The sequence below is a fragment of the Hydrocarboniphaga sp. FW305-C-57 genome (assembly GCF_058783045.1).
Window position 1 is genome coordinate 20,652 of record NZ_JBYSYG010000008.1, and the last position, 7,868, is coordinate 28,519.

At 65.5% G+C, this 7,868-nt stretch carries 8 protein-coding genes; all 8 read left to right on the forward strand.

What is annotated here, in order from left to right:
- The first annotated feature begins 14 nt into the window (after positions 1-14).
- The gene (locus AC3WUM_RS16420; RefSeq protein ID WP_492411447.1) at positions 15-800 is read left to right on the forward strand and encodes a DUF3450 domain-containing protein; all 786 of its coding nucleotides are present in this window, start codon (positions 15-17) and stop codon (positions 798-800) included.
- Entirely contained in the window at positions 800-2,206 is a 1,407-nt protein-coding gene (locus AC3WUM_RS16425) for a MotA/TolQ/ExbB proton channel family protein (protein ID WP_492411448.1), read from the forward strand. The genes AC3WUM_RS16420 and AC3WUM_RS16425 overlap by 1 nt, the downstream gene beginning before the upstream one ends.
- Positions 2,199-2,723, forward strand: coding sequence for a MotA/TolQ/ExbB proton channel family protein (locus AC3WUM_RS16430; protein ID WP_492411449.1), 525 nt, complete (start codon positions 2,199-2,201; stop codon positions 2,721-2,723). Before AC3WUM_RS16425 ends, AC3WUM_RS16430 begins: the two co-directional genes overlap by 8 nt.
- A 39-nt stretch (positions 2,724-2,762) precedes the next feature.
- Positions 2,763-3,185 carry an ExbD/TolR family protein gene (locus tag AC3WUM_RS16435; protein ID WP_492411450.1) on the forward strand — a complete coding sequence of 141 codons (423 nt, stop codon included), beginning with the start codon at positions 2,763-2,765 and terminating at the stop codon, positions 3,183-3,185.
- Positions 3,186-3,202: 17 nt separating this feature from the next.
- Positions 3,203-3,616: an ExbD/TolR family protein gene (locus tag AC3WUM_RS16440; RefSeq protein WP_492411452.1), complete on the forward strand. Its 414-nt coding sequence runs from the start codon at positions 3,203-3,205 to the stop codon at positions 3,614-3,616.
- A 71-nt stretch (positions 3,617-3,687) separates the two neighbouring features.
- Complete coding sequence (locus AC3WUM_RS16445; protein ID WP_492411454.1) at positions 3,688-4,386, forward strand: energy transducer TonB; 699 nt, start codon at positions 3,688-3,690, stop codon at positions 4,384-4,386.
- A gap of 28 nt (positions 4,387-4,414) precedes the next feature.
- The gene (locus tag AC3WUM_RS16450) at positions 4,415-5,848 is read left to right on the forward strand and encodes a tetratricopeptide repeat protein (protein ID WP_492411455.1); all 1,434 of its coding nucleotides are present in this window, start codon (positions 4,415-4,417) and stop codon (positions 5,846-5,848) included.
- 102 nt (positions 5,849-5,950) lie between these two features.
- Positions 5,951-7,606, forward strand: coding sequence for an amidase family protein (locus AC3WUM_RS16455; protein WP_492411456.1), 1,656 nt, complete (start codon positions 5,951-5,953; stop codon positions 7,604-7,606).
- Positions 7,607-7,868 lie beyond the last annotated feature (262 nt).

Sequence of the window (7,868 nt, forward strand, 5' to 3'; positions counted from 1 at the left end):
GGAGCGAAAGATTCATGTCCGACCCACGCAGATTCCGTCTTCGCCTGATCGTGGCCGCCTCGGCCGCTCTGGCGATTCCCACCCTCGTCCCGCTGACCGTCCTGGCCGCCGAGAAGGCGCAGGTCACGGCCGTCATCGGTGAGCAGACCAAGACCGTGCAGGCCGCACGCAGCTCGCAGTCGAACGTCGCCAAGATGGACGACCAGACCGGCAGCATGCTCGCCGAGTATCGGCAGGCGCTCGCCGAATACGACACGCTCAAGGCCTACAACGATCAGCTCGCGGTGCAGGTCGGCTCGCAGCAGCAGGAGCTCGATGCGATCAACCTGCAGCTCGGCGAGATCGACACCACCGCGCATCAGGTTCTGCCGATGCTCACGCGCATGGTGGCCACGCTCGAGAAGTTCGTCTCGCTCGACGTTCCGTTCCTGCCCGAAGAGCGTGCCAAGCGCATCAAGGCACTCAAGGACATGATGGCCCGCGCCGACGTTTCGCTGTCCGAAAAATACCGCCGCATCGTCGAGGCCTATCAGATCGAGATGGAGTACGGCCGCACGCTCGAGTCGTACGCGGGCAAGGTCGGAGACAAGACCGTCGACTTCCTGCGCGCCGGTCGCGTCTCGCTGCTGTACCAGACGCTCGACGGCATGGAGACCGGCTATTGGGATGCCAATGCCAAGAAGTTCGTCTCCGACAACTCGTTCCGCGAAGAAATCAAAGCCGCCATCAAGGTCGCCAAGAAGCAGGCCGCACCTGATTTCGTCACCGTAGCCGTTTCGTCTCCGCTGGAGGCCAAGTAATGAACCCCTCAATTAAAAGCCCGAAGAAACCATCCGCGCTGGGCCAGCTGTTCGCCTGCGCCGTTCTCGCACTGAGCTTCGCGAGCGCGAGTGGCTACGCCACGGCCGCCGACCCGAAGAACCTTGACGAGCTGCTCGCCGAAACCGAATCGGCGCGCTCCGCCGAAGCGGCCGCCAACGCCGAGCGCGAGGCCCGCTTCAAGCGTGAACTCGACAACCAGGCGACGCTGCTCGCCGAAGCCAAGGCCCGCCTCGCCAACGAGCAGAAGCGTGGCGCGGGCCTGACCGCGAGCTTCGACGGCAACGAGAAGGCGATCGCCGATGCGAGCGCTGCGCTCGAATCGCGCTCGGGCAATCTCGGCGAGCTGTTCGGCGTCGTGCGCCAGGTCGCCAACGACTTCTCGTCGGTGGTGAACTCGTCGATCATCAGCGCGCAGTTTCCGGGTCGCTCGGACTTCATCGTCAACCTCGCGCAAACCAAGGAGCTGCCGTCGACGCAGGTGCTCGAGCGCTTCTGGTTCGAGCTGCAGCGCGAGATGACCGAGAGCGGCAAGGTGGTGAAGTTCAAGACCAAGATCGTCAAGCCCAATGGCGACTCGGTCGATGCCACGGTGACGCGCGTCGGTCCGTTCACGGCGACCTCGGACGGCCAGTACCTGCAGTACTTGCCGAGCCAGGGCCAGCTCGCGGCGATGGCGCGCCAACCCGGGCCGAAGTTCGAAGACGCCGCCGAGCGTCTCGAAAGCTCGCGCTCCGGCTACGTCAAGACCAGCATCGATCCGACGCGCGGCGTGCTGCTGTCGATCTACTCGCAGCGCCCGAACCTCAAGGAGCGCATCGATCACGGCGAGGCGGTCGGCTACGTGATCATCGCGGTTGGCGTGATCGGCGCCCTGCTCGCGCTCTACCAGTTCGTGCATCTGCTGATCACGCGCTCCAAGGTCCGCAAGCAGCTCGCCTCGATCGAAGTGCCGCGCAGCGACAACCCGCTCGGCCGCGTGCTGTCGACTTTCCAGGGCAACCACGCCAAGCTCGAGGAGGACGCCGAGATCGTCGAGCTGCGCATCTCCGAGGCGGTGCTCAAGGAAGTGCCCGCGCTCGAACGCTTCCAGTCCTTCATCAAGCTCGCGGTCGCCGCCGGTCCGCTGCTCGGACTGATCGGCACCGTGGTCGGCATGATCGTGACCTTCCAGTCGATCACCGAATCCGGATCGTCCGATCCCAAGCTGATGGCGGCCGGTATCTCGCAGGCGATGATCGCGACGGTGCTGGGCCTGGGCATCGCGATTCCGCTGCTGTTCGCCCACGCCTGGCTGTCGTCGATCTCCAAGTCGATCCTGCAGATTCTCGACGAGCAGAGCACCGGTCTGCTGGCCGGCCGTCTCGAGGCCACCCGCCATGCTTGAGGCGCTCGCGATGCCGCTGCACATCATGAGCGAGATGCGCTCGCTCGGTGGACCGATCGTGTTGTGGATCTTCGGTGCCTGCGTGCTGATGTGGGCGATCGTGATCGAGCGTTTCTGGTTCTTCACCGGCGTGCTCCCGCGGCAGGCGAATCGCCTGCTGCGGGAGTGGAACGCCCGCCCCGAGCGTCACAGCTGGAGCGCGCACCAGATCCGCAAGGCGATGATCTCGACGCTCAACTCCGGCATGAACGCGAACATCCAGCTGCTGCGCGTGCTGGTTCCGATGAGCCCGCTGCTCGGCCTGCTCGGCACGGTGTCGGGCATGCTCGCGGTGTTCGACGCGATGGCCGCACGCGGTTCGGCCGATGCGCGCTCGATGGCCAACGGCGTGTCCGAAGCGATGATCTGCACGCTGACCGGTCTCGCGGTGAGTATCTCGGGCCTCTACCCGGTGTACTACTTCCGGCGCCGCATCCGCCACGAGACCGAGCGTCTCGCCGACAAGTTCCTGTTCTGACCTCCGCCCCATCGCAGCTGACACTACGGAAAGCCTTTTATGCGCCTGCGCAACCGCCGCATGTCGGAAGCCAACGTCGAGGAGACCGGCATCGATCTCGCGCCGATGCTCGACTTCGTCCTGAACCTCTTGATCTTCTTCATCATCACCGCGGTGTTCATGAAGGAAGTCGGCATCACCGTGAGCCGGCCCAATGCTTCGTCGAACACCGAGAAGAAGGAGTCGAGCAGCATCGTCATCGTCATCAACGACGCCGGCGACATCGTCGTCGACAAGAAGCTCACCGACGAGCGCAGCGTGCGCGCCGCCATCGAGCGCCTGCATGCGCAGCGCCCTGAAGACGCGGTGGTGGTGGTCGCCGAGAGCGGCGCGCCGACCGGCATCCTGGTTTCGGTGATCGACCAGGTTCGCCAGGGCGGCGTGATGGCGGTTTCGATCGCACCGGGCGAAAGCTCGACCTGACCTCTAAGGAAACCGACATGCGTTCGCATCGACACAGCATCGAGGAAAGCGAAGACACCGGCATCGACCTCGCGCCGATGCTCGACTTCGTCCTCAACCTGCTGATCTTCTTCATCATCACCACCTCCTTCGTGAAGGAATCCGGCGTCACGGTGACGCGCCCCGAGGCGCTGACCGCCGAGAGCAAGGAGAGCGGCAACATCCTGATCGCCGTGCGTCCCAACGGCGACGTCTGGATGGACAAGCAGAAGATCGACGTGCGCGACGTGCGCAGCGCGATCGAACGCCTGCACATCGAGCGCCCCGAAGACACCGTGGTGATCATCGCCGACCGCGAATCCAAGACCGGCGTGCTGACCAAGGTGATGGACCAGGTCAAGCTCGGCGGCGTCGCCGAAGTGTCGATCGCCGCCGCGCCGCCTCCGGGCTGATCGCCGCGACCGCAGACAACGCCCACGTCATCCGACGACTGTCCCGACGACTTCAACCGACGAGTTCTCCCATGCCCCTGCAACTCAACAGCGAACAGCTGCTGATTCCGACCCGGCCGATGACCTTCGCCGAAATGCTGCGTTCGAAGGACGTGCGCCGCCCGCGCGGCTGGGTGCCGGCGCTCACGGCCTCGCTCGCCCTTTCGCTCGGCATGTTCATCGGCATGCACGCGCTGATCACCGTTTCGGGCCACGGCGCGAAGAAGCCCGAAACCTTGCCGACGATCGACTTCGTACGCCTCAAGCGCGATTCGCAGGTCACGCCGAACGAACGCCGCAAGCCGCCGCCGCCGCCGCCGCCGAAGGCGCCGCCACCGACATCGAAGATGACGGTCGCCACCGAAGCCTCGAGCGACGGCCCGGCGATCTCGGTGCCCGGCAGCCTCGATCTCTCCGCGGGCGGCGGTGGTGGCGGCGGCGTGGCGAGCGGCGGCTTCGACAGCGAGCTGGTTCCGCTGCAGCGCGTGAACCCGGCGTATCCGCAGGATGCGCGGCGCAATCGCATCGAGGGCTACGTGAAGCTCGACCTGCTCGTTGCGCCCGATGGTTCGGTGCGTTCGGCCAAGGTCGTCGATGCCAAGCCCAAGGGCCTGTTCGACGCTTCCGCGGTCACGGCGGTGCTCAAGTGGCGATTCAAGCCCAAGACCGTCGATGGCAAGGCCGTCGAGCAGCGCGGCGTGCAGAAGATCGAATTCACCATCAACAAGTGAGCGCCATCAAATGCGCACGGAGCAGCCGATGATCTCCCACGGCAACCATCGTTCGAAGTGGCAGCTGTGCCGCGTCGCCGCACTCGCCGCCTCGATGTTCGCGATGCAGGCGACCGCGGCGGAAGAAGCCCGCAAGGCGCCGCCCGCGGGCTCGGAGGCGGCGAAGATCGAAGCGCTGAAGGCGCGCCAGGCCGCAGCCCGGGTCGCCAAGGCGGCGCAGGCGGCCAAGGCCGCCGAGAGCGCCGCGAACGCGCCGCAGATCGCCAACCGCGCGGAGTGTGTCGCGCCGCGGCAGGCCTCCGGAACGCTCGGCGAAGCCACCTCCGACGCCATCCGCCGCGCGAGCGAGCTCGTGGCGCAGAAGAAGTCCGACGAGGCGATCGAAAAGCTCAAGCCCTTCGAGACGCGCGGCCAGGCCTTCGACAAGGCCAGCGTGCAGTACAACCTCGGCGTCGCCTACAGCGACAAGCAGCAGTTCCTCGACGCCGCGCATGCGTTCGAGAACGCGCTCGCGTTCGACGTGCTGCCGAAGAACCAGAGCGACCAGCTGCAGTTCAATCTCGGGCAGCTCTACGTGGCCGGTGGCGAGCACGACAAGGGCATCGCCGCGCTCAAGAAGTACATGGCCGAAAGCTGCACGGTGCCGACGCCCGAGGCCCACATGTTCCTCGCCAGCGCGCTGACCGAGCGCAAGCTCTACGACCAGGCCCTGCCCGAAGTCGAAACCGCGCTCGCGCAGAGCAAGAAGCCGCGCGAGAACTGGATACAGTTCAAGCTCGGCGTGCAGTACGAACTCAAGCAGTATCAGGCCGCGGCCGAAACGCTGCTCGATCTGATCGCCATGCAGCCCGAAAAGCCCGAATACTGGAAGCAGCTGTCGGGCGTGCTGCTCGAAATGGACGACAAGGATCAGTCGCTCGCGGTGATGGCATTGGCCGAGCGCCAGGGCTTTCTGGAGCGACCCGCCGACATCATGAACCTGTACAACATCTACATGGTGATCGACGTTCCGATGAAGGGTGGCCAGCTGCTCGAGAGAGCGCTGGCGGAAGGCAAGGTGCAGGAGGATGAAAAGACGCTCGAATCCATCGCCAACGCCTGGATCAACGCACGCGAGTCCGAGAAGGCCGAGCTGGCGTTGAAAAAGGTCGCCGCCGTGGCCGACAAGGGCGAGTATTACTTCAAGCTCGGCGCCATGTATGGCGAACAGGAGCGCTGGCAGGAGTCCAAGGAGATGCTGCAGCTCGCGCTGCAGAAAGGCGGGCTCAAGAAGCCGGGCGATGTCTGGTTTCGCATCGCGCTGGCGGATTACCGCATGAACGATCTGCGTTCGGCGATCGGCGATCTGCAGCAGGCGCAGAAGTACGACGAGACCAGGCGCCAGGCCGGCGACTGGATGCAGAGCCTGTCGGCCGAACTCGCGGCCCAGCAGAGCCAGACCGCCTCGCTGTCGCCGGACTGAGCCTGCGCCTGCTTTCGCCAGCGGCGCGGAGGACGAGCCGCACGTAGGGGCGCGGCGATCGGCGCGCGTCTTGATCAGCATCATCCAACGACGAGATCCGCCGTGCCTTCACTGAACGCCTCCCGCTTTTCACGCCTCGCCGCTTCCGGCTTGTTCGCCGCCGCGCTCTCGCTGACCGCTGCGAGCGCGCAGGCCTACACGCTCGACATCGACAAGGCCTCCATCCCCGACATCGACGCCGCGTTCAAGAACGGCCTGACCTCGCAGAAGCTCGTCGCCGCCTATCTCGAACGCATCAAGGCCTACGACAAGCAGGGGCCGGTCATCAACGCGGTGATCCTGCTGAACCCCAAGGCGATGGACGAGGCCGCCAGGCTCGACGCGGAACGCAAGGCCGGCAAAGTGCGCGGCCCGCTGCATGGCGTGCCGATCGTGCTCAAGGACAACTTCGATACCTTCGACCTGCAGACCACGGGCGGCTCGCAGTTGCTCGAAGGCCATGTGCCGCCGGACGATGCCTTCGTCGTCAAAAAACTGCGCGAAGCAGGCGCGGTGATCGTCGCCAAGGTGAACCTGTCCGAATGGGCCGGCAGCGGCGGCTCGGTTTCCGGTGCGCCCGAAGAGATCGCCAAGAAAGGCCGCGTGCCGAACGGCTTCAGCTCGGCCGGCGGACAGACGCGCAATCCGCACGATCTCACGCGCGGACCTTCGGGGTCTTCGGGCGGCACCGGCGCCGCGATCGCGGCGGGCTTCGCGCAGTTCGGCCTCGGCACCGACACCGGCGGCTCCGTGCGTGGTCCTTCTTCGGCCAACGGCATCGTCGGGCTCAAGCCCACGCGCGGCCTCATGAGCCGCGACGGCATCATTCCGCTCGGGCTGTCGTTCGACACCGGCGGACCGATGGCGCGCAGCGTCACCGACATCGCACTTTCGCTTGGTGCGATGACCGGCGTCGATGCGGCCGATGCGGCCACTGCGCCGAGCGCGGGCCAGTTCAAGACCGACTACACGCCGTATCTCAAGAAGGGCTCGCTCAAGGGTGCGCGCATCGGCATCGCGCGTGATTTCATGGGCCAGGACGCCGGCACCGATCAGGTCGTCGAACAATCCGTCGTCACGCTCAAGAAGCTCGGCGCGACCGTGTTCGACGTGAAGTATCCGGACTTCGTGCTGCAGAACCGCCAGGGCATCTACAACACCGTGGTCAGCGCCGAGTTCAAGCACGATCTCGCCGAGTATCTCAAGACCACCAAGCCCGGCTATCCGAAGACGCTCGACGAGGTCGTCGCCCGCGTCAACGATCCGAAGACGAAGTACCGCAGCCCCGAGAAAGCGGTCGCGCTCAACTACACCAATTCGGTTGCGCTCACGCTCGACGATCCGCTCTATCTGGCGACGAAGAACCAGGCGCTCGCCGCGACCAAGGCCGGCGTCGACGCGGTGTTCGCCAAGTACAAGCTCGATGCGATCGTCTATCCGACTTCACCGAAGCCGGCGACGCCGATCGTTCCCGACGAAGCCACCGCGCGCGCGGCCGGCCTGTCGCCGACCAACATCGCGAACCAGACCGGCTATCCCGATCTGATCGTGCCGGCCGGCATGACCAAGGAAGGCCTGCCCGTGACGATCAGCTTCTTCGGCCCGGCCTGGAGCGAACCGAGGCTGATCGGCTACGGCTACGACTTCGAGCAGGCGACCAAGGCGATCCGCTTGCCGAAGAACACGCCGGCGCTGGCGAGCGATGTGATCAGTTACTGATTCAGCGCGACATCACGGGCTGTTCCCCTCTCCCACTCGTGGGAGAGGGTGGTCCGAAGGACCGGGAGAGGGGGAGCCCAGGGAGCGAACCGAGGCTGATCGGCTACGGCTACGACTTCGAGCAGGCGACCAAGGCGATCCGCTTGCCGAAGAACACGCCGGCGCTGGCGAGCGATGTGATCAGTTACTGATTCAGCGCGACATCACGGGCTGTTCCCCTCTCCCACTCGTGGGAGAGGGTGGTCCGAAGGACCGGGAGAGG

Coding starts and splice junctions, on each gene's coding strand:
- AC3WUM_RS16450 (WP_492411455.1), top strand. CDS start 4,415: ATGATCTCCCACGGCAACCATCGTTCGAAGTGGCAGCTGTGCCGCGTC.
- AC3WUM_RS16445 (WP_492411454.1), top strand. CDS start 3,688: ATGCCCCTGCAACTCAACAGCGAACAGCTGCTGATTCCGACCCGGCCG.
- AC3WUM_RS16430 (WP_492411449.1), top strand. CDS start 2,199: ATGCTTGAGGCGCTCGCGATGCCGCTGCACATCATGAGCGAGATGCGC.
- AC3WUM_RS16425 (WP_492411448.1), top strand. CDS start 800: ATGAACCCCTCAATTAAAAGCCCGAAGAAACCATCCGCGCTGGGCCAG.
- AC3WUM_RS16435 (WP_492411450.1), top strand. CDS start 2,763: ATGCGCCTGCGCAACCGCCGCATGTCGGAAGCCAACGTCGAGGAGACC.
- AC3WUM_RS16420 (WP_492411447.1), top strand. CDS start 15: ATGTCCGACCCACGCAGATTCCGTCTTCGCCTGATCGTGGCCGCCTCG.
- AC3WUM_RS16440 (WP_492411452.1), top strand. CDS start 3,203: ATGCGTTCGCATCGACACAGCATCGAGGAAAGCGAAGACACCGGCATC.